Consider the following 19,053-nt stretch of genomic DNA (forward strand, 5'->3'; position numbering starts at 1 on the left):
CAGGGGCCGATTCACGGCCCGAGGGAACGAACCATGAGCGCAAACGCAAGTCTGCCCAAAGCGAACCGGGAGCCCCATCGCATGTCCTCATTGACGCCATCCGGTCTGTTTTCCGGCGACTATTCCGCTCTGCGCACCCGGTTCCTCGCCGCGGCACGCACCGCCGGGGCGAGCCTCGTCGAATATCTGCACCCGCTGCATGGCCCTGATGGCGAGCGGCTTGCGACCGATGTCGCCTATCTCGGACGCGAGGATGCCCGCAAGCTCATGGTGCTGATTTCCGGCACCCATGGGGTCGAAGGTCCGTTCGGTTCGGCCTGCCAGACCGCCTGGCTCTCCCAGAACACGCCCTGGCAGCTTCCCGACGATACCGCCGTCCTCGCCATCCACCTCATCAACCCCTGGGGCACCGCGTGGTCGCGCCGAGTGAATGAAGACAATGTCGACCTCAACCGCAACTTCATCGACTGGCAAAAAGCGCCGCCAAAAAACGAGCGCTATGGCACGCTGCACGGCGCGCTCGTCTGTCCCGTGCTGGAAGGACCGGCACACGACACGGCCGTGGAGACCTATGAGGAGGCCAAGCGGCGGTCCGGCGGCTATGCCGGCCTCGCTCCGATCATCGAAGCCGGTCAGTATGACTTTCCGGATGGATTGTTCTATGGCGGCGACGGCCCTGTGTGGTCCAACCGCACCCTGATCGACATCCTCACGACCTTTGCGCAGCAGGCGACCGAGGTCGTCGTTTTCGACCTGCACACGGGCGCTGGTCCCTATGGCTATCCGGCGCTGCTGTCCGTCGCCGAAAGCGAGCATGCTGGCCTGGATTGGGGACGCGGCATCTTCGGCCCTGCCCTTTCCATCGTCGTCACCGGCGCAAACGCAACAACGGATACCGGCATTGCCGCGACCGCGACAGGCTATGTTTCGGCGGCCGTGCGAACCGCGCTGCCGAAGGCCCGTGTCCTGCCGCTTGTGGTCGAATGCGGCACGCTTGATGGCGCCACCGTTTCGGACGCAGTGCAGGCCGACAACTGGCTTCACCTGTTCGGCAAGGTCGACACACCGCTCGGCGGCAGGATCAAGGAAACCCTGCGCGCCGCCTTCATTCCCGAAGACGCAGACTGGCAGCGCGCATGCCTTGCCGCGTCGCTGCGCCATTTCGACCGCGCCTTCGCCGACCTCAAGACGGTCGGCGGTGCCGGCCCGGAAAAGACCGTTCCGGCAGCAGCAGCGGTGACCGTCGTCGCCCATCCGGACGTCAATGGCCCGAGGCTAACCGAACGGCCGGCGATCGAGGTGCACGGCATCCACAAGCGTTTCGGCATCCTGCCCGTGCTGAACGGCGTCAGCGTCTCCGCGCAGCCGGGTGAGGTCGTGTCGATGATCGGCTCCTCCGGCTCGGGGAAAAGCACCTTCCTGCGGTGCATCAACCTGCTCGAACAGCCAAACGACGGACGCATCGTCATCGACGGCGAGGAAATCCGGATGAAGAAGACAGCGGACGGTAATGCCGTTCCTGCCGACATGCGGCAGGTCGAGCGCATCCGTTCGCGGGTCGGCATGGTGTTCCAGAACTTCAACCTCTGGCCGCACATGACCGTGCTCGAAAACATCGTCGAGGCGCCGCTGCATGTGCTGAAGGAGGAGCGGCAGGCGGCCGTCGATCACGCCCATGCGCTGCTGAAGAAGGTCGGCCTCTCCGACAAGCACGCCCAATATCCCGGCCAGCTCTCGGGTGGCCAGCAGCAGCGCGCCGCCATCGCCCGCACGCTTGCGATGCGCCCGAAACTCATCCTGCTCGACGAACCGACCTCCGCGCTCGATCCAGAGCTCGTCGGCGAGGTGCTGCGGGTGATCCGGCAACTGGCCGAAGAAGGAAACACGATGATCCTCGTGACGCACGAAATGCAGTTCGCGCGCGAGGTCTCGCACAAGATCCTCTTCCTCCATCAGGGAAAGGTGGAGGAAGAGGGTGCCCCGGCGGAGGTTTTCACCAATCCGCGCTCCGAACGCATGCGCCAGTTCCTGGCCCGGACGTTCTGACAGCCGCCGGCCTCACCCACTCGACAACGAAGCTCAACATGGGGAACCAAAACATGAAGCTGAAAAGTCTGTTGCTCGCCACGCTCTTTGCCACCGGCCTCACCACGGCGCAGGCCGCGGAAGGCGAATTGTCGATCGGAACGGAAGGCGCCTATCCGCCATGGAGCATGGCCGATGCCGTCGGCAACGTCACCGGCTTCGATGCCGATGTCGGCAACCTGCTCTGTGCCAAGCTGGAAATGAAGTGCCAGTTCGTCGTGCAGGCCTTCGACGGCCTCATTCCGGCGCTGAAGGCCAAGCGTTTTGACATCATCATCTCGGGCATGTCGATCACCGAAGACCGCAAGAAGGAGATCAACTTCTCCATCGGCTATGCCGAACTCGCCAACATGTTCGTCGCGCCGAAGACGTCGGACCTTGCGGGCATCAAGGATTTCGACAGCCTGATCAAGGCGCTCGACGGCAGGAAGGTCGGCGTGCAGGCCGGCACGACCCACGCGCATTATCTCGAGAAGAACGCACCGAACGCCGATCTGAAGACCTATGACACGCTCGACCAGATGCAGATCGATCTCGCCAGCGGCCGTATCGAAACCGCGTTCTCAGATACCTCTGCGGCGGACGACTTCCTCGCGAAACCTGAAGGCAAGGATTTTCAGTTCGTCGATGTTAAGATCGCCAGCTCTTCCGATCCAACGCTCGGCGAAGGCGTGGGCGTCGGTATCGCTCAGGATAACACCGAACTGAAGGCTCGCATCGACAAGGCGCTTTGCGAACTGGTCGCCGACGGCTCCATCGGCAAGGCGAGCCAGACCTGGTTCAAGACGGACATTTCCCGGCCCTGCAAGTAACACCGACATGGTGTCTCCCGGATATCGTCCGGGAGACACCACCTCCGACAAGACAACACACAGGTTTGGGCGGATCCGATGGAATTTGGATTATGGCAGGTATGGGATGGTGGCTGGATCGCCGCAATCCTGCGCGGCGCGGCGATCACCATTGCCGTGGGCGTCGCGAGCATGGCCTTCGGCATTGTCATCGGCATTGGCTGCGGCCTGATCAAATGGGCGCGGCTCTTCCCGCTGACGCTGGCGGTGGATTTCTACACGTCGATCGTGCGCGGCGTGCCCGAACTCCTGATCATCTACCTTCTCTTCTTCTCCTCCGTCGAATTCGTGGGGCAGGTCGCCGCCGCCTTCGGCTATGTGGGGCTGGCCGGCAACGGCTATGCCTTCGTCATCGCCGTCATCGCGATCGCGGCCATATCGGGCGCCTATTCCACCGAGGTCGTGCGCGGCGCGCTTGCCGCCATTCCCGGCGGCCATATCGAGGCCGCCCGCGCGCTCGGCATTCCCGGCAGACGCATCTTCCGCCGGATTATCGCACCGCAGATGCTGCGGATTGCCGTGCCGGGCATTAACAATGTCTGGCAGACGACCATCAAGGATACCGCCCTCGTCTCCGTCGTCGGCCTGCAGGAACTGATGCGTGCCGCTTTCGTCGGCGCCGGCTCCACCCGCCATCCCTTCATTTTCTATTTCATCGCGGCTGTCGTCTATCTCGTCATCACGCTGGTCAGCCAGGGTGGCTTCGACCGGATCGAGCGCCTTCTGCGCCCCCGCACGAGGACATAGGCCATGGATCTCGAACTCATCCGGCTCGCCATTCCGACCCTGGCCAAAGGATTGGGGCTGACCGCCGTCCTGACACTAGCCGCCGTCGCCGTCGGCTTCAATCTCGGCCTTGCGCTCGCCGTCATGCGGCTTTCGAAAAACCGGCTCGTCAGCGGCTTCGCCAAAGGCTACAGCACCGTTTTCCGGGGAACGCCGCTGCTCGTCCAGCTCTTCCTCTTCTACTATGGCCTCGGCCAGATTGCCGTCGTGCGGGATAATCCCGTCCTGTGGTGGATCATCGGCGATGGCGTTCATTGCGCCGTGATGGCGTTGGCGCTCAACACCGCCGCCTATACGTCGGAAATCCTGCGCGGCGGTCTCCTGTCGATACCGAACGGCCTCGTCGAGGCAGCGCAGGCCTGCGGCATGTCACGGCTCCTTTGTTTTCGCCGGATCACGTTCCCACTGGCCATAAGGCAGGCCTTGCCGGCCTATGGCAACGAGCTCGTGCTCGTCGTCAAGGCAACCAGCCTTGCCTCGACCATCACCGTCCTGGAAATCACCGGCCATGCGAAACGCCTGATGAGCCAGACCTACGCGATCCTCGAGGTCTTCGCCATCGCCGGCGTGCTCTACCTCCTGATCAATCTGGTGCTGATCACCATCATCCGGCTGCTTGAAGCCCGCCTGACGCGCTACCTGCCACGATAGCCAAATCTCTGAAACGACCGACTCTCTTGAAGGAAAAGACCATGGACGTACGCGCCGCCGTTGCCGTTCAGGCCGGCAAACCGCTTGAGATCATGACCGTACAGCTCGACGGCCCGAAGGCCGGCGAGGTGCTGGTCGAGGTGAAGGCGACGGGCATCTGCCACACCGATGATTTCACGCTTTCGGGCGCCGACCCCGAGGGCATCTTCCCGGCCATCCTCGGCCACGAGGGCGCGGGCATCGTCGTCGACGTCGGCCCGGGCGTCACCTCGCTGAAGAAGGGCGACCACGTCATTCCGCTCTACACGCCCGAATGCCGCGAGTGCTATTCCTGTACCTCGCGCAAGACCAATCTCTGCACCTCGATCCGCTCCACCCAGGGCCAGGGCCTGATGCCCGACGGCACCTCGCGCTTCTCGATCGGCAAGGACAAGATCCACCATTACATGGGCTGCTCGACCTTCTCGAACTTCACCGTGCTGCCGGAGATCGCGCTTGCCAAGATCAACCCGGACGCGCCCTTCGACAAGGTCTGCTACATCGGCTGCGGCGTGACGACCGGCATCGGCGCCGTCATCAACACGGCCAAGGTCGAGATCGGCTCGACGGCGATCGTCTTCGGCCTCGGCGGCATCGGCCTCAACGTGCTGCAGGGCCTGCGCCTTGCCGGCGCGGACATGATCATCGGCGTCGACATCAACCCGGACCGCAAGGCCTGGGGCGAAAAGTTCGGCATGACGCATTTCGTCAATCCGAAGGAAGTCGGCGATGACATCGTGCCCTATCTCGTCAACATGACGAAGCGCGGCAACGACCTGATCGGCGGCGCGGACTATACGTTCGACTGCACGGGCAACACCAAGGTGATGCGCCAGGCGCTGGAATCGTCGCATCGCGGCTGGGGCAAGTCTGTCATCATCGGCGTTGCGGGTGCCGGCCAGGAGATCTCGACGCGTCCGTTCCAGCTGGTCACCGGCCGCAACTGGATGGGCACGGCCTTCGGCGGCGCGCGCGGCCGCACCGACGTTCCGAAGATCGTCGACTGGTACATGGACGGCAAGATCCAGATCGACCCGATGATCACCCATACGATGCCGCTCGAGGACATCAACAAGGGCTTCGAGCTCATGCACAAGGGTGAATCGATCCGCGGCGTCGTGGTATACTGAGCGCGGGTTCAAAGACCGTCTGCACCTCGCAATCCATGCATTGCACCGCCGCGCCTGCGCTGGCGGTGCCTGTTATCGGCCGCGCATGCCGCGCCGGCCATGAAGGAGGAGAAGCCCATGCCAAGCATCGCGATACATCCATCCGTCGACAGCGGGTTCAAAGCGACCGACGCCGCCTTTTCCGGCGGCACGCTCGTCTGCAACTGCGCAAGCAATCCCGTCGCAGTCCGCATCAAGGGCGACATCGCCCACAACCACGCCTGCGGCTGCACAAAGTGCTGGAAGCCTGATGGTGCCATCTTCTCGGTCGTCGCCGTCGTCTCGACCGACAATGTCGAGGTCGTCGAAAACGGCGACAAGCTCGCAGTCGTCGATCCGGCCGCCCTCATCCAGCGCCATGCCTGCAAGGCATGCGGCGTGCATATGTACGGCCCCGTCGAACGCGATCATCCGTTCAAGGGCCTGTCCTTCGTGCATCCGGAGCGTTTTGAAGAGAGCGGCTGGGCCAAGCCCGGATTTGCGGCATTTGTCTCCTCGATCATCGAAAGCGGCACCGATCCGGCGCAGATGGACAGCGTTCGGACCCGGCTGCGCGAACTCGATCTCGCGCCCTACGATTGCCTCAACCCCGCCTTGATGGACTACATCGCAACATGGACGGCGAAGAAAAACGGCACGCTTCACGCCTAACGCCCTGAGCCTGAGAAGACCAGTCTCTCCCTCTCTCCCGATGCCATCGATAGGACCTGTCCAATGCACCGTCTGAAGCCCGAATTCACCGCCGAAATCCGTACCATCGTCGGTGAGGGAAACTTCAGGGAGGGAGAGACGATCGCCATGATCGATTACGGCGTGGCGCCGGAAAATCTCGACGCCGGCGCCGTCGTCCTCCCCGGCACGACCGGGGAAGTTGCCGCCATTATCAGATGCTGCCGCACCCACGGCGTGCCGCTCGTCACGCATGGCGGTCGAACCGGGCTCGTGGGCGGCGGTCTGTCGAAATCGGGCGAACTGGTTCTTTCCACCGCCCGGCTCAATCGCATCCTGCATCTCTGCCCCGTCGAGCGTGTTGCGGTGGTGGAAGCCGGCGTGACGCTGCAGGCGTTGCAGATGGCGACCGCGGAGCATCGCCTTGAACCGGGGATCGATCTGCCGTCGCGCGGCTCGGCGACGATCGGCGGCATGGCTTCGACGAATGCCGGCGGGATTTCAGCCTTCCGGTCGGGAGTCATGCGGCATCGTATCCTTGGACTAGAGGCCGTACTTGCGGATGGCTCGGTCTATTCCGACCTGACCCGCGTCGTGAAAAACGCCGCCGGCTATGATCTGAAACATCTGTTTGTCGGCGCTGAAGGCACGCTCGGCGTGATAACGCGGATTGCCGTCAAGCTCGAACCCCAACCGTTGGCCACCGCGACAGTGCTGTTCGGCCTGGCCTCGGTGGATGCAGCACTGGAAACGGTTCGCCGTGGACTCGATGCCGAATACGGCCATCTGCGTGCCGCCGAAGCGATCTGGCACAGCTATTTCCGCCTGACCTCCAGCCACCATCGCTGGTCGGCCGCTGACTACGCCACCGATCATCCCGTCAACCTCCTGATGACGCTCGGCGGCGCGGACGAGACCGCCCTGCAATCGGAACTAGGCCGCATCTATGAGGACGTGAGCGCCGTTCATCCCGACACCTCAGCGGTGATTGCATTTTCCGGCGCGCAGGAGACCGACCTCTGGCGGCTTCGCGAGGACACGGACCTCATCTATCGACAGCATCCGGGTGCACCATCCTACGACGTTTCCGTTCCCCTCTCGCAGGTGGCGTCCTATCTCGAACGGTGCCTTGCCGATCTGAAGGCGATCGACGATGCGTTCGATCCCTATGTCTTCGGCCATCTTGCCGACGGAAACCTCCACATCGTGCTCAACAGCGCCGGTAGCGACATTCCGGCCGGAAAGGCACGTGCCGTCGAGGAGGCGATCTACCGGGGTATCGGAGAGCTGGGCGGGTCGTTTTCTGCCGAACACGGGATCGGTGCGAAGCGGGTGGCGCCGCTATCGGCTCTGTCCGACCCGGCGAAACTCGCCCTGATGCACCGGATAAAGGACGCGCTCGACGCCCCGGCACTTCTCAATCCCGGAAAGGTGCTCGAGGAAACGAACCGGAATTCTCTGCAGATTTACGACTATCTGGTATAAGCTCACAGTTGCGATGGCCTTGTACAACCTCAAGCACGAATATCCACGGTGGCGCGCAGGATGGATTAGGAGGGAGAAAGTTGCGAGATATCGAAAATGCATTTCCACTGCGCTGCAAATGGCGCATCGCATCGAACATTGCCCAGGCTGAAGAGGGGCTTTAAACCCGACAGAATGTTGGAGTACCGGGCAGATTTTAACCCTTAGAGAGATTGTCGCAGCACCTTTTGGTAGTCGGTTCTGCGACAAATCTTCGATCATTTAAAGGCCGAGACCACGATTTCGATCATCGTGTCGCCGCCGAGGTCAGCGACGCCGACGGTGGCGCGGGTGGGCAGGTATTCCGGCGTGAGCCAATCCTTCCAGACGGCGTCCATGTCCGGCTTCTTGCCAAGATCGGTGACGAAGATGCTGGCCGTCAGCAAATTCGATTTGTCCGTGCCGGCTTCCGCCAGATAGCGGTCGAGTTTGGCGAGGATTTCGCGGGTCTGGCCGGCCATGTCGAGGCTTTCGTCGTCGCAGGTCGTGCCGCCGACATAGACGATGCCGTTATGCTCGACGACCCGATGCATGATCGGCGTTTGAAGGGAGCGTTGGACCATTTCTCGATACCTTTCTGGGTTCAATGTCCGGAATGACTGCCCGTCACGGCATAGACCGCGTCGGACGTATGAGGGAGCGCTGCAATTTCCGAGAGCGGCACGGGCTTGATCGGCGGGCGGAGGCGATAGGTGCCGACATCGGCCTGGGACCGGTGCTGCGCATCCGCGAGAAGCTCGGTGACGGTTGCCGCGCACATGCGGCCCTGGCACGGCCCCATGCCACAGCGCAGCATGGTTTTCAGCTGGTTCGGCCCGGCAACGCCGCCGGCCGCCGCGGCGCGGATGGCGCCGACGGATACCTCCTCGCAGCGGCAGGCGACCACATCACTCTCGACCGGCGCCCGGAATGACGGGGCCGGCTGGTAGAGCAGGTCGATGAAGGTCCGGCCCCGCAATGCCTTTTGCCGCAGCCTGATATAGCGTCGCCCGTCTTCCGAAGGCTGTTTGCCGAGAAGTTCCAGCCCGGCTGAAAGACCGGCAATGCGCCCGTCGAGTTCAGCGACGACAGCGCCGCCGATGCCGCTTCCGTCTCCGGCGATGAAAATCGACGGCCTTGTGCTACGGCCCTGCCCGTCGATGACAGGCGCGAAACATTTTTGCCGGTCGTCCCATCCCATCTCACAGCCGGCGGCATTCGCGAGATTTGCATGAGGGATGACGCCCTGATGGAGGAAGATGCTCTTTGCCGGCAGGGAGATCGTCTTCCCGCCCGCCGTGAAGGTTACGCTATCGGCGCGTTCCTTGCCGGTGATTTCGAGCGCCGTCACGGAGCGGAATATCCGCACCACACGCGCCACCTTCAAAACCAGGCCAAGCCCCTTCCAGGCATAGGGGGATGATAGGAAGGAGAGAAGATACGGCGCTGCCTGCAACCAGTTGCGGCGCGGCGTCGTGTCGAGAATGGCGTCGATGGTGCCGCCAGCGGCAAGCACCTGGGAGGCGTAGAGATAAAGCAGCGGCCCGGTGCCCGCCAGCACCACCGGCCCCTCCGGCAGCAGCCCGGCGGATTTGAGGGCGATCTGCGCGGCGCCGACGGACATGACGCCCGGCAACGTCCAGCCGCGCACCGGCATGGGCCGCTCCGTCGCGCCGGTCGCCAGGATCACGCGCCTTGCGTGAACGATGCGGCTGCGGCCGGAAACGGAGACGCGCAGTTCGGCCTCCTCGCCCTGCTGCTCCAGACTCCAGACGGCGGCGGCGGAAACGTAGGCTGCCGCTGTGGCGGAGAACGCATTCCAAAGGCCGGCGCCGCGCCAGTAATCCTTGCCAAGATAGGGGCGTGCGGCGGGCGTATTGCGGGTGATCGCGCGATAGATCTGGCCGCCGGCCTCGGGGTTTTCATCGAAGACGATGGTGTTGAGGCCGAGCTTGGCGCATTCGGCCGCGGCAGCCATGCCGGCAGAGCCGGCGCCGACGATGGCGATATCGTAACGGGCGGCAAGGTCTTCGGCGCTGCGGATCGTCTGCATTGTCATTTACCGCCTTCTTCCGTCGTCCTTGCCCCGCTTTGCGAGGAAATCGTCATTCCGTCATGGACGGGAACCATGCAGGCCTGCCGGTTCTGGACGCCATCGATGGTGACGAGACATTCGAAGCAGATGCCCATCATGCAATAGGGTGCGCGCGGGGCATTACCGACGACGCTGCGGCGCACCGCCGTGATGCCGGCGCCGAGCAGGGCCATGGCAACGTTTGCCGTGGCATCCACCTCGATATGCTTGCCGTCGACGGTTATCTTCACACGGTTCTTCGGGCTTTCAAGGCTGTGAAACATGGAACCTCCGGCCGGAAAAGCGTTTGTCGGCAAGCATGGCGGCCTGGTCGGCAATCGCATCGGCGATCAGGTGAGCGTGGTGGGGTGCAAGGGTCACGCCGGAATGACACATCACGAGGCTCGCTCCGGGATGAGTGGGAGAGCATTCGTAGATCGGTAAACCATCGGGCGTCTTCACGCGAAAACCGGACCAGCTGCGCACGACATTCACTGATCCCAGTTGCGGAAATGTCCGGATCGCCCGGCTGGCCAGCACGCTGCTGATATCTTGGTCGGTGGCAATCGAACTGGTGTCTGCTTCCTGGCTGTCGCCGATCATGACGCCCCCCTCTTCCGCCTGCCGCACGGTCGTGGACGTATAGGGAAAGAAGGGCGCGCATTTCTCGGTCACGAGAATCTGTCCCTTGCTCTGAAGGGTCGGGGCCGCAAGGCCGACCATCGGCGCGAGCCGGGTATTGCCGTTGCCGGCCGCGAGCACGACCCGGCGGGCAAAGACTTCGCCCCACGCGCCCTTCAGCAGAAACCCGCCGGCATCGGGAACGATCTCGGTCACATCGCTGTGCGGTCGGTAGCCGGCTCCGAGATTGAGCATGCCGACATGCAACGCCCGGAAGAGGCGCAGCGAATTCACATCCCCGTCGAGCGGCGAATAGATGGCGCCGACGACATCCCTGCCGATCCCGGGCAGCATGCGTGCGGTCTCGGCATGATCAAGCACGGCATATTCGGGAGCGTCCCCCCCGAGCGCCTCAGCCACACACCGGACCTCCTCAGTCCACATCGCCATCTCGCTCTCGGCAAGTCCGAAGGTAAAGCCGCCCCACTGCCGAAGCCCGACATCGATGCCCGACGCCTCCATGATCTCGGCCGCGAAGGACGGCCACTGGCGGGCCGCCGCGATCGTCCACCGGGCATAATGCGGTGCGCCTACACCCTTGCCCTGCACCCAGACCAGCGCGAAATTCGCCCGCGAAGCGCGGTGCGACAGATCCTCTCCGTCAAGAACGAGCGGCTTCAGCCCTCTGCGTGCCAGCCCCCATGCAAGGGCCGCCCCGACAAGGCCGCCTCCGACAACGACGATTTCCTGATCCGGTAAGGTCCGCATATTCGAACTCTGTGCTGTTGAAAGGGAAAAAAATGCGCCCGCCCGCAACGTCGGCCGGGCGCCAGAGCGTCTCCGCTTTTCCTGGAAATGCGAAAATGCTCCCGATTTCTCACCGCAAAAGCGTTTCGCGCTTTTGCCGGAACTAATCTACGGCTTCAGTCCTGAGGGCTGACGTCGAGCTTGAACCACTTTTCGGAGAACGTCTTGATCGTGCCATCGGCGCGGGCGGCCATGATCGCCGCGTCAAAATCCGCTTTCAGCGCGGTATCTTCCTTGCGCAGGCCGATGCCGATCATGCCGAACACCTTGCCGGAGAACAGCGGGCCGGCGAGCTTCGTGCCGGCCATGTCTTCCTTCTCCATCGCAGCGGAAAGAACCGTCGCATTGGCGACCACGGCGTCCAGGCGGCTGCTGACGAGGTCGAAATTATGCTCTTCCGTCGTCTTGTATTCCCGGACATCGGCGCCCTTGAAATACTGCTCCATGAAGGAGGAGGCCGTCGTCGACCCCTGGACGCCTACGGTCTTGCCTTCGATCAGCTTGGCAATCTCCTCAAGCACGGGCTTGGCGGCGTCCGAATCCACCGAAAGGGGCTTGCCGGCCATCGGCAGGTTCGCGAGATCGCTGTCGCCGAGGACGGCGAAAGAATTGATCGCCGCCGCATAGGGGGTCGAAAACGCAATGACTTCCTCGCGTTTCGGGGTGACGCTCATGCCGGCCATGATCGCATCGTACTTTCCTGCGGTCAGCGACGGGATGATGCCGTCCCAGTTCTGGGCGACGATCTCGCATTCCCTGTTCATCCGCTTGCACAGGTCGTTGGCGAGATCGATCTCGAAACCTTCCAGCGTGCCGTTCGGGCCGGAGAAGTTCCAGGGCGCATAGGCACCCTCGGTCGCGATGCGGACCTTGTCTGCCGCATGAACAGCATGCAGCGACGCGGCGAGTGCCACCGCCGAGAGAAGAAGAGTCAGTTTCATGGGTTCACCTCTGGTTATTATCCGGTCTCAATGGGCGTGCGTCGAAATGAACTGCCGGAAACGTTCACTGCGAGGATGGGTGAAGACGTCCGCGGGCGTGCCGTCCTCCTCGATGTAGCCTTTGTGAAGGAAGACGACCCGGCTGGAGACGTCGCGGGCAAAGCCCATTTCGTGCGTCACGACGAGCATCGTGCGGCCTTCCGCTGCCAGATCCCGCATGACCTTAAGGACTTCGGCAACGAGTTCAGGATCGAGCGCCGAGGTCGGCTCGTCGAACAGCATGATCTTCGGATGCATCGCGAGCGCCCGAGCGATCGCCGCCCGCTGCTGCTGGCCGCCGGAAAGATGGGCCGGATAGGCATGGCGCTTGTCGGCGATGCCGACGCGCTCCAGAAGCGCCTCCGCCTCCGCGATGCATGCCTTGCGCTCGCGCCCCTGGACATGGACCGGCGCCTCGATCAGGTTTTCGAGGATCGTCAGGTGGGACCAGAGATTGAAGGACTGGAACACCATCGTCGCCTGTGAGCGGAGCCGTTGGAGCTGACGCCGGTCGATCACGCGCGCCGGCTGGTCAGGACGCTGATCCAGCCTGTAGGCCTCGCCGAAGATCGAGACCGTGCCGGCATTCGGCACTTCCAACATGTTGACGCAGCGCAGCAGCGTCGACTTGCCGGAGCCGGATGCGCCGAGGATGGAAATGACTTCCCCCGGCTGTGCCTTGAGGGAGATGTCGTGTAGCACCTTGAGCGTGCCGTAGCATTTCTCCAGGCGTGCGATTTCCACGGCCGGAATGCGGATGTGATCTGTCATGCCTGTTCTCCGGTCGCGACGACAAGGGGACGCTGGTCACGGGAAAGCCGGTGCTCGACAAGCCGGATCACCCGCGTGATGAAGAAGTTCAGTAGAAGGTAGATCGCCCCGGCGCAGACGAAGATCTCGACGGGCCGGTAGCTGGCCGAAATCAGCTTGGCGGCAATGCCGGTGACTTCCATCATGGTGATGGTGGAGGCGAGCGCCGTCGACTTCACGACGAGGATCAGTTCGTTCGAATAGGCCGGCAGCATCAAACGCAGGGCCTGCGGCGCGATAATCCGGCGCAGAAGCGTGAGCCGGCCCATGCCATAGGCCCTCGCGGCCTCGATCTGCCCGAGCGGTACCGCGAGGACACCGCCGCGAATGATCTCGGCGCTGTAGGCGGCCGTGTTGAGACAGAGCGCCAGCGAGGCACACCAGTAGGGCTCACGCAGGAACGGCCAGGCGAAACTCTTGCGCAGCTCCGGAAACTGGCTGAGCCCGTAGTATATGATGTAAAGCTGAACGAGCAGCGGCGTGCCGCGGAAGACGAAGATGTAGCCCCGCGCGATGCCATCGAGCACTTGGTTGCCCGAGAGGCGGAAGCTCGCCAGCAGGATGGCAAGAAGCGCGCCGGAGGAAACCGAAAGCACCGTCAGCTGCAGCGTGAGCGGAATGCCCCGGCACAGCGCAAGGAAGCTCTCGGCGAGAAAGGGGATATCGAAGAGGTTCATGACACCCTCCGGATGCCGCGCATCGCGCGGGCTTCGGCAGCGCGGAAGGCGGCGCCGGAAACGAGGCTGATCAGCAGGTAGAGCACACCGGCCGTCAGGAAGAAGGTGAACGGCTTGCGGGTCGACCCGGCGCCGATCTGCGCCTGGCGCATCAATTCGACCAGTCCGACGACGGAAATGAGGGCGGATTCCTTCAAGACCAACTGCCAGACATTTCCGAGCCCCGGTATCGCGAAGCGGGCCGCCTGCGGCAGGATAATGCGCCGAAAACGCAGGAATGATCCCATCCCGTAGGCCTTGGCGGCCTCGATCTCACCGCGCGACAGCGCGAGCACCGCGCCGCGAAAGACCTCCGCCTGATAGGCGCCGGACACGACGCCAATCGCCATGGCACCTGTGAGGAACACCGGCGCACTCACGAACCCTTCCGCGCCGAACAGGTGGCCGAGTTGCGTTATGACGGCGCTCCCGCCGAAATAGAACAGATAGATGACCAGAAGATCAGGCACGCCGCGCAGCACGGTCGTGTACCCGTCGGCGAGATAGCGCAACGACGGGATCGGCGAGAGGGACGCTGCCGCCGAGGCCATCCCGAAAAGCGAGCCCAGTCCGAAGCCGCAAAGCGCCACAGCAAGCGTGATGGCGGTGGCGCGGAGCATGTCGATACCCCAACCTCCATCGGCAAATCCCATCAAGTCGAAGTAAGCGCCCATGCGTTCACCTGGTCCGTTCCCTCACGCCGATACCGTGCCGGCGCGTTATGGACTTGACTTTGACAGGCGGCGCTCCATACCGTCAAATTCCAAATGAATGACTTAGAATAACCAAATATTATGGAGACGAGCATGAATCTGCGGCAGGTCGAAGCATTCCGTCTGGTCATGCTCACCGGCAAGATGACGGCCGCCGCCGAGCTGATGGCGATTACCCAGCCCGCGGTAAGCCGGCTCATCCGGGATTTCGAGTTCGACCTGAAGCTTCGGTTATTCGAACGGCGCGGGAACCAGCTTGTCCCGACTTCGGAGGCGACCACCCTTCTGAGGGAGGTCGAGCGCGCCTATGTCGGACTCAACCGCATCAAGGCCTTTGCCGAAGAAATCGGTCGCCAGAATGCCGGCATGCTACGCCTTGCCGTGATGCCCGCGCTCGCCAACGGCATCATGCCGCGATACCTCGCGCGCTTCCTGCGCGAGCGCCCGAACATCCATGTTTCCCTTAATGGCTATCCCTCCACCATGGTCATCGAAGCCGTCGCCTCGGGTCAGGCCGATCTCGGCTTCGCGGACGGTCCGCTGGACCGTCCCGGCTTCCTGACGGAATCTCGCCCCGTCGCTGCCGTGGTCGCCATGCCGGAAGGCCACAGGCTTGCCGACCGACCCAGTATCGGGCCGGAGGACCTGGAAGGTGAGCGCATGATCACGCTGGAACCAGGCACCCTGTTTGCCATGCGCGTCGAGGTCGCGCTGGCTGGCCTTCCAAGGGCATCGACGATCGAGACACGTCTTTCTCACACCGCGCTAACGCTGGTGTCGGAGGGGGTTGGCATTGCGATCATCGACCCGTCCTCGGCCACCGACTACCAGGGCCGGGGAGTAGTCGTCCGGCCGTTCGCGCATTTTATCGACGCCGGCTTCCTTGCTATCCGCCGCAGCGATGGAGCGGACAATCAGCTCGCGAAACGCTTCATTGCTGGCTTCTGGGAGTATCACGAGGGGCTGCTTCAGAAGGCGACAACCGGCATGTAGTTCATACAATCACGGGAACAACCTTGGTTTATGCCCATCTCCAGTGATACCAGATTCTAAGGTTAAGCCATGACCTTGGTGAGTATCGGAAGAACGGAAAATCAAAAGCGGAAAACGTTCGCACGATTTGATCGCGCTCGTTGGTGGCTCTCAAATCGGTGCGGCCGCCAGCAGAGCCGCGACGGACACGGTGATCGCGGGCGTGCTAAGCGCGACCGCAGCCGCGACAGGCCAGCGGACACAAGCTTGGATACCGGATGGCCCGAATGTGCAGACGGTTGAGCGTAAGCGGCTCCAACGTGAGTGCCCCGCGATCGGATTTCCTCCCATCCCTTCTTCGCTTTCCTCTTTCTCCCTCAATTGGATGGTGTCGGCCGACCCCGGCTGCTATCAGCTCGCGAACAACCGTCGGGGCGGAGCGTTGTGCCGGTGGCTCCTTCGGGACAGTAGGATCCAGGCGAGCTAGTTCGGGCAGAATTCAAGTAAATCTGTTCAGAAAGTTCCTATATAATCGTGCCGGGCTTCCTAAATCCGGCAACACGCTTAGAGTTAGACCATGGCATCGGCACAACAGATAATCGGGCTCGTGAAGAGCCATGCTGAAGGCGACAAGGATCGTTTCTACGACCTTGCGATGCAGCTGGCTGCCGCCGAATCCCAGAAGGGCCACAGCCGTCTTGCCGAACAGCTTCGCCAATGGGCAGAGGCCGGCGCCAGCGCGCCCGAACAAAAGCGACCCAACCTGACGCCGCTTGCCGCACCGCGCGGCGAGCTCTCAGGTTTCCTTAGCGCCAGCTATCCGACAGCCCGCATGGCGGATGTGATCGTGCCGTCGATCATTGAGGATGAGCTCCAGCATTTGGTCGTTGAGATTCATCACGCTGAAAAACTCGAAGAGCGCGGCCTGCGGCCACGGCGCCGGGTACTGCTTGCCGGCCCACCGGGGACCGGGAAGACCTTGACGGCCGCGGCTCTCTCTGCCGAACTTCGATATCCACTCTTCACCGTTCTTCTTCATGGGCTAATCACGAAGTTCATGGGCGAGACGGCCCAGAAGCTTCGGATGGTTTTCGACGCGATCAAGACGACGCGCGGCGTCTACCTCTTCGATGAAATCGATGCACTGGCCTCAAGCCGCGGCAACGAGAACGATATCGGCGAAGCGAGGCGCGTCTTGAACTCGTTCCTGCAGTTCCTCGACGAGGACACCGGACCGTCGATCATCATCGCGACCACAAATCTTCCCGAACTGCTCGACCGCGCGGTTCTGCGCCGCTTCGATCTGGTCCTGTCCTACGACTTGCCGAACGGGGACGCGATCGAAAAGGCGATGCGCCGCCGGCTGCACGGCTTCGACGTCGGTGCGATTGACTGGAACCAGATCGCTGGCTGCGCCGATGGCCTTTCGACCGCCGACGTGATCGCGGCTGCTGAGGACGCAGCGCGTCGTGCGGTCATTCTAGACTCGGGCGCCATCGAAACTTCAGCCGTGGTGGCATCGGTGGAGCGGAGGCGTTCGCTGCAAGGCATAGGAACAAACCAGCATGGCTCGAGATCGGCGCCACTTCACACTGAGCGGAATCGGAAAAGCGCGTCCGTTCGCAGCAAAAACCAGCGGGTCGTCAAAGCATCCAAGTGACGTCAACCACCGGGAGGCTCATGCACAGGCGCTGCTGACAGCACTCGACCACCTTCCAAATATCGCCGAGAACAATCTTCCAGGCGTCTACCTTGCGATCGAAGGCCGACCGCATGAGGTGATGGTCACCAAGAGCCTGAACGCCAGCGGGCTGACGCTTCTAAAGGTCGAAAAGCAACCCGGCGCGCCGGCAGAAGCGACGGTGTTCGCGACCGAAAAGGGGATCGAAAAGCTTCGCAAGAAGATCGAGGATTTTGGCGGCGATCTGCCGGTCAACGAGGACGGAAGTGTCAAGCCGCCGAAGAACGCCGACTTGGTACAGAGCATCAGTGCGATTTCCGAGGCAGGGCTTCGGGCTCTGTGGCGCAGTCCGGGCGAAAGGTTTCCGACCGGTCCGGGCAAGCAGGCCTGGGAAGTGTGGCTCGGCAAGACGGACGCGGCTGGTTTTCTCGCAGGTGCTGCGCGATATGGTGTCGCTGTCGGAACGGACAGACTGGAATTCCCGGAAGATCTCGTGGTGATCGCGGTCGCCACCGCTGTCGAGTTAGCGGCGGCTGTCCGACACCTTGGCGGCGTCCGGGCGCTTGCGACGCCGACCCGCACGGCGGACGATTTCGATGCCATGCCGGTCGAGGAGCAGCATCAGTGGGTCGATGATCTTGTGGGCCGGTCCACCTTCGCCGCCATTGCAGATCCGAACTATATCACGCTTCTCGATCGCGGCGTCAGCCGGGCGCACCCCCTCATCCAGCCGGCATTGTCAGCAGCCGACAGGCACGCGGCCGAACCGGCATGGGATGTCAATGATTTCGTTGGCCATGGCACGCAGCTGGCCGGCCTGGCGCTCTTCGGCGATCTGAGCACGGCCCTTCAGACGACCCTGCCGATCACAATCGGTCACAGGCTAGAATCAGCGAAGATCATCCCCGATACAGGGCACAATCCCCATCACCTCCTTGGAACCGTGACGCGCAAAGGCATCAATGCGGCCGAAGCGAGCGCGGCCCGGCGGCGGACCTTCTGCCTGGCGACCACGACGGAGGACGACACGCCGCATGACGGGGCACCGACCTCTTGGTCGAGCGAGATCGATCAGTTGGCCTCAGGCGCGTCGGGCCTGCAGAAGCGCCAGCGGCTCATTCTGGTGTCGGCGGGAAACAGCGACCAGAACGCCTTCACCGCTGCCAATTATCTCACGGTTTCCGACCATCCGAACAATGAGTTGGAATCGCCGGCACAGGCATGGAATGCGATTTGCGTAGGCGCCTACACGCAGAAGGTGACGCTGCCGCCGGGGGAGCCCGGCGTCTGCGTTGCACCTTTGGGCGATCTGGCGCCGTCATCGCGTACCGCGAGTTGGCAATCCTATTGGCCGATAAAGCCAGACGTCGTCTACGAGGGTGGCAACTGGTTTATGCATGGCGCGCCGCCACCGATGAAACATCCGGCCCTCGCACCGCTGACGACTGATCACCAATATCCGCAGCGCGCTTTCACGACTTGCGGCGAGACCAGTGCTGCAACAGCGCTTGCCTCTCGCGACATCACCGCACTGTGGTCGGATTACCCGGAGCTCTGGCCGGAAACCGTACGGGCGATTTTCGTGTCGTCGGCCCGATGGACCAACCAGATGCTTGCCCACGTCCCGGCGCAGCCATCGAAGACGGACCTCGGAATCCTCTTCAGACGCTACGGCTATGGTGTGCCGGACATGGAGCGGGCACGGCGCAGTGCCTCGAACGCCCTGACGTTGATCGTCGAGGACACGATCCAACCCTACAAGAAGAGTGCCACGAACAACGTCGAGCACATCCATAATGAGTTGAAACGGGCGTGTCGCAAATTCTTTTGGTTAACTAGCTGTTGACCACAACGGTGGAAATTCAGCTCCCGATGTAGCGGAGCGTAGCCATGATTCTGAATGCCATTGCCGAAAAGCTGAAGCGC

At 62.7% G+C, this 19,053-nt stretch carries 18 protein-coding genes; 10 read left to right on the plus strand and 8 right to left on the minus strand.

Annotated elements, in window-relative coordinates; genetic code table 11:
* The first annotated feature begins 81 nt into the window (after positions 1 to 81).
* The 7 genes from OK142_RS24060 (at position 82) to OK142_RS24090 (ending at position 7,735) form a co-directional block, all read left to right on the plus strand.
* Positions 82 to 2,046 carry a DUF2817 domain-containing protein gene (locus OK142_RS24060; RefSeq protein WP_081950758.1) on the plus strand — a complete coding sequence of 655 codons (1,965 nt, stop codon included), beginning with the start codon at positions 82 to 84 and terminating at the stop codon, positions 2,044 to 2,046.
* A 53-nt stretch (positions 2,047 to 2,099) separates the two neighbouring features.
* Positions 2,100 to 2,897: a transporter substrate-binding domain-containing protein gene (locus tag OK142_RS24065; protein WP_035228494.1), complete on the plus strand. Its 798-nt coding sequence runs from the start codon at positions 2,100 to 2,102 to the stop codon at positions 2,895 to 2,897.
* A 78-nt stretch (positions 2,898 to 2,975) separates the two neighbouring features.
* Positions 2,976 to 3,683: an ABC transporter permease gene (locus tag OK142_RS24070; RefSeq protein ID WP_037094370.1), complete on the plus strand. Its 708-nt coding sequence runs from the start codon at positions 2,976 to 2,978 to the stop codon at positions 3,681 to 3,683.
* Between the two features lie 3 nt (positions 3,684 to 3,686).
* Entirely contained in the window at positions 3,687 to 4,373 is a 687-nt protein-coding gene (locus OK142_RS24075; protein WP_037094372.1) for an ABC transporter permease, read from the plus strand.
* Positions 4,374 to 4,414: 41 nt separating this feature from the next.
* Complete coding sequence (locus OK142_RS24080) at positions 4,415 to 5,542, plus strand: S-(hydroxymethyl)glutathione dehydrogenase/class III alcohol dehydrogenase (RefSeq protein ID WP_177319345.1); 1,128 nt, start codon at positions 4,415 to 4,417, stop codon at positions 5,540 to 5,542.
* A gap of 117 nt (positions 5,543 to 5,659) precedes the next feature.
* Entirely contained in the window at positions 5,660 to 6,232 is a 573-nt protein-coding gene (gene gfa, locus OK142_RS24085; RefSeq protein ID WP_037094293.1) for an S-(hydroxymethyl)glutathione synthase, read from the plus strand.
* Between the two features lie 63 nt (positions 6,233 to 6,295).
* Entirely contained in the window at positions 6,296 to 7,735 is a 1,440-nt protein-coding gene (locus tag OK142_RS24090; RefSeq protein ID WP_052114336.1) for an FAD-binding oxidoreductase, read from the plus strand.
* A gap of 257 nt (positions 7,736 to 7,992) precedes the next feature.
* On the opposite strand, the gene OK142_RS24095 is transcribed toward OK142_RS24090, so the two are convergent.
* From OK142_RS24095 to OK142_RS24130, 8 genes are all read right to left on the minus strand, one after another.
* Positions 7,993 to 8,337, minus strand: a complete 345-nt coding sequence (locus OK142_RS24095) for a RidA family protein (protein WP_037094292.1) — start codon at positions 8,335 to 8,337, stop codon at positions 7,993 to 7,995.
* Between the two features lie 20 nt (positions 8,338 to 8,357).
* Complete coding sequence (locus OK142_RS24100) at positions 8,358 to 9,812, minus strand: FAD-dependent oxidoreductase (protein WP_037094290.1); 1,455 nt, start codon at positions 9,810 to 9,812, stop codon at positions 8,358 to 8,360.
* Positions 9,809 to 10,111 carry a (2Fe-2S)-binding protein gene (locus OK142_RS24105; protein ID WP_037094288.1) on the minus strand — a complete coding sequence of 101 codons (303 nt, stop codon included), beginning with the start codon at positions 10,109 to 10,111 and terminating at the stop codon, positions 9,809 to 9,811. The genes OK142_RS24100 and OK142_RS24105 overlap by 4 nt, the downstream gene beginning before the upstream one ends.
* Positions 10,095 to 11,216, minus strand: a complete 1,122-nt coding sequence (locus tag OK142_RS24110) for an NAD(P)/FAD-dependent oxidoreductase (protein WP_279878375.1) — start codon at positions 11,214 to 11,216, stop codon at positions 10,095 to 10,097. Before OK142_RS24110 ends, OK142_RS24105 begins: the two co-directional genes overlap by 17 nt.
* Before the next feature lie 155 nt (positions 11,217 to 11,371).
* Positions 11,372 to 12,196: a lysine/arginine/ornithine ABC transporter substrate-binding protein gene (locus tag OK142_RS24115; RefSeq protein WP_037094287.1), complete on the minus strand. Its 825-nt coding sequence runs from the start codon at positions 12,194 to 12,196 to the stop codon at positions 11,372 to 11,374.
* A 27-nt stretch (positions 12,197 to 12,223) separates the two neighbouring features.
* Positions 12,224 to 13,006 (minus strand): ABC transporter ATP-binding protein, encoded by a 783-nt coding sequence (locus tag OK142_RS24120; protein WP_037094284.1) that lies wholly within the window; start codon positions 13,004 to 13,006, stop codon positions 12,224 to 12,226.
* Positions 13,003 to 13,722: an ABC transporter permease gene (locus OK142_RS24125; RefSeq protein WP_037094282.1), complete on the minus strand. Its 720-nt coding sequence runs from the start codon at positions 13,720 to 13,722 to the stop codon at positions 13,003 to 13,005. Before OK142_RS24125 ends, OK142_RS24120 begins: the two co-directional genes overlap by 4 nt.
* Positions 13,719 to 14,414: an ABC transporter permease gene (locus OK142_RS24130; RefSeq protein WP_037094298.1), complete on the minus strand. Its 696-nt coding sequence runs from the start codon at positions 14,412 to 14,414 to the stop codon at positions 13,719 to 13,721. Before OK142_RS24130 ends, OK142_RS24125 begins: the two co-directional genes overlap by 4 nt.
* 153 nt (positions 14,415 to 14,567) lie before the next feature.
* Between OK142_RS24130 and OK142_RS24135 the strand changes: the two genes are divergently transcribed.
* The 3 genes from OK142_RS24135 (at position 14,568) to OK142_RS24145 (ending at position 18,973) form a co-directional block, all read left to right on the plus strand.
* Positions 14,568 to 15,467: a LysR family transcriptional regulator gene (locus OK142_RS24135; RefSeq protein WP_037094279.1), complete on the plus strand. Its 900-nt coding sequence runs from the start codon at positions 14,568 to 14,570 to the stop codon at positions 15,465 to 15,467.
* A 556-nt stretch (positions 15,468 to 16,023) separates the two neighbouring features.
* The gene (locus OK142_RS24140; RefSeq protein ID WP_037094277.1) at positions 16,024 to 17,106 is read left to right on the plus strand and encodes an AAA family ATPase; all 1,083 of its coding nucleotides are present in this window, start codon (positions 16,024 to 16,026) and stop codon (positions 17,104 to 17,106) included.
* Positions 17,012 to 18,973, plus strand: a complete 1,962-nt coding sequence (locus OK142_RS24145) for a S8 family peptidase (protein ID WP_498685653.1) — start codon at positions 17,012 to 17,014, stop codon at positions 18,971 to 18,973. The genes OK142_RS24140 and OK142_RS24145 overlap by 95 nt, the downstream gene beginning before the upstream one ends.
* The last annotated feature ends 80 nt before the right edge of the window (positions 18,974 to 19,053 follow it).

Origin of the sequence: Agrobacterium sp. BT-220-3 (assembly GCF_025910175.1) — a bacterium.
GTDB lineage: Bacteria > Pseudomonadota > Alphaproteobacteria > Rhizobiales > Rhizobiaceae > Agrobacterium > Agrobacterium oryzihabitans.

Excerpts from the sequence above, each read along its gene's own strand:
- OK142_RS24130 (WP_037094298.1), bottom strand. The coding sequence starts at position 14,414 with ATGGGATTTGCCGATGGAGGTTGGGGTATCGACATGCTCCGCGCCACC.
- OK142_RS24080 (WP_177319345.1), top strand. The coding sequence starts at position 4,415 with ATGGACGTACGCGCCGCCGTTGCCGTTCAGGCCGGCAAACCGCTTGAG.
- gfa (WP_037094293.1), top strand. The coding sequence starts at position 5,660 with ATGCCAAGCATCGCGATACATCCATCCGTCGACAGCGGGTTCAAAGCG.
- OK142_RS24070 (WP_037094370.1), top strand. The coding sequence starts at position 2,976 with ATGGAATTTGGATTATGGCAGGTATGGGATGGTGGCTGGATCGCCGCA.
- OK142_RS24110 (WP_279878375.1), bottom strand. The coding sequence starts at position 11,216 with ATGCGGACCTTACCGGATCAGGAAATCGTCGTTGTCGGAGGCGGCCTT.
- OK142_RS24075 (WP_037094372.1), top strand. The coding sequence starts at position 3,687 with ATGGATCTCGAACTCATCCGGCTCGCCATTCCGACCCTGGCCAAAGGA.
- OK142_RS24115 (WP_037094287.1), bottom strand. The coding sequence starts at position 12,196 with ATGAAACTGACTCTTCTTCTCTCGGCGGTGGCACTCGCCGCGTCGCTG.
- OK142_RS24120 (WP_037094284.1), bottom strand. The coding sequence starts at position 13,006 with ATGACAGATCACATCCGCATTCCGGCCGTGGAAATCGCACGCCTGGAG.
- OK142_RS24090 (WP_052114336.1), top strand. The coding sequence starts at position 6,296 with ATGCACCGTCTGAAGCCCGAATTCACCGCCGAAATCCGTACCATCGTC.
- OK142_RS24060 (WP_081950758.1), top strand. The coding sequence starts at position 82 with ATGTCCTCATTGACGCCATCCGGTCTGTTTTCCGGCGACTATTCCGCT.
- OK142_RS24140 (WP_037094277.1), top strand. The coding sequence starts at position 16,024 with ATGGCATCGGCACAACAGATAATCGGGCTCGTGAAGAGCCATGCTGAA.
- OK142_RS24100 (WP_037094290.1), bottom strand. The coding sequence starts at position 9,812 with ATGACAATGCAGACGATCCGCAGCGCCGAAGACCTTGCCGCCCGTTAC.
- OK142_RS24145 (WP_498685653.1), top strand. The coding sequence starts at position 17,012 with ATGGCTCGAGATCGGCGCCACTTCACACTGAGCGGAATCGGAAAAGCG.
- OK142_RS24125 (WP_037094282.1), bottom strand. The coding sequence starts at position 13,722 with ATGAACCTCTTCGATATCCCCTTTCTCGCCGAGAGCTTCCTTGCGCTG.
- OK142_RS24105 (WP_037094288.1), bottom strand. The coding sequence starts at position 10,111 with ATGTTTCACAGCCTTGAAAGCCCGAAGAACCGTGTGAAGATAACCGTC.
- OK142_RS24095 (WP_037094292.1), bottom strand. The coding sequence starts at position 8,337 with ATGGTCCAACGCTCCCTTCAAACGCCGATCATGCATCGGGTCGTCGAG.
- OK142_RS24065 (WP_035228494.1), top strand. The coding sequence starts at position 2,100 with ATGAAGCTGAAAAGTCTGTTGCTCGCCACGCTCTTTGCCACCGGCCTC.
- OK142_RS24135 (WP_037094279.1), top strand. The coding sequence starts at position 14,568 with ATGAATCTGCGGCAGGTCGAAGCATTCCGTCTGGTCATGCTCACCGGC.